This is a genomic window from Sphingobacterium alkalisoli (assembly GCF_005049105.1).
In the GTDB taxonomy this organism is placed as follows: Bacteria; Bacteroidota; Bacteroidia; order Sphingobacteriales; family Sphingobacteriaceae; genus Sphingobacterium; species Sphingobacterium alkalisoli.
In genome coordinates this window covers 1-761 of the sequence record NZ_SUKA01000022.1, presented here as the reverse complement: position 1 = coordinate 761, position 761 = coordinate 1, and the positions used below count along the sequence as shown (strand labels likewise).

Genomic DNA, 761 nt, shown 5'->3' with positions numbered 1-761 from the left:
GATAGTTCTACCGCCACATGCTGGCCAAAGGTTTCCGAACCGGGCCGCGCATCGACCGCAACGTCAATAACCGTTCCCTCCATTACACGTACCAGCTTCGCCTGTGCATGCTCCCCTGCCTGTGCATGCAGACCGCGCAGAACACCTCTGGTGGAATAGGACTGGTTGTCCTGTACAAACCGGGTTTCCGTACCGGTCAGCTCATTGAATGTACGCGCATTAAAACTTTCAAAGAAATAGCCGCGGCTATCCCCGAATTTGGCTGGCTCCAGTATAAAGCAGCCCTTTAGTTTGGTCTCTGTTGCTTTCATTTTTTCTTTAGTATTAAGTACCTAGATTTTAGTATTTAGACCTTATTATGCGTCTCTATACTGTACCTCATAATACTTCTGGTAATCACCGCTGGTTACGTTTTTTAGCCATTCTTCATTGTCCAGGAACCAATCGATGGTGATGGACAGGCCCTGCTCAAATGTAACGGAGGGCTGGTAACCCAGCTCCTGATTGATCTTTGCCGCATCGATGGCATAGCGCAGGTCATGTCCGGGGCGGTCTTTCACGTACGTGATCAGTTGGTCTGCCGTACCGGCCGGCCGGCCCAGCTTCTCATCCATCTGCTTGCACAGTTCTTTGACCAGATCGATGTTCTGCCACTCGTTGAACCCGCCCACATTGTAACTGTCCCCGTTTTTACCATTATGGTACACCAGGTCGATGGCCTTTGCGTGATCGATGACAAATAGCCAATCGCGGGTATATTT

General features: G+C 50.1%; 2 protein-coding genes. Both read right to left on the bottom strand.

Features of this window, described 5'->3' with window-relative positions; genetic code table 11:
* The coding region (locus FAZ19_RS23740; RefSeq protein WP_136823262.1) for a dTDP-4-dehydrorhamnose 3,5-epimerase family protein at window positions 1–311 on the bottom strand (311 nt) is incomplete at its 3' end.
* A 45-nt stretch (window positions 312–356) separates the two neighbouring features.
* On the bottom strand, window positions 357–761 hold a 405-nt coding region (locus FAZ19_RS23735; protein WP_188876243.1), incomplete at its 5' end, for a GDP-mannose 4,6-dehydratase.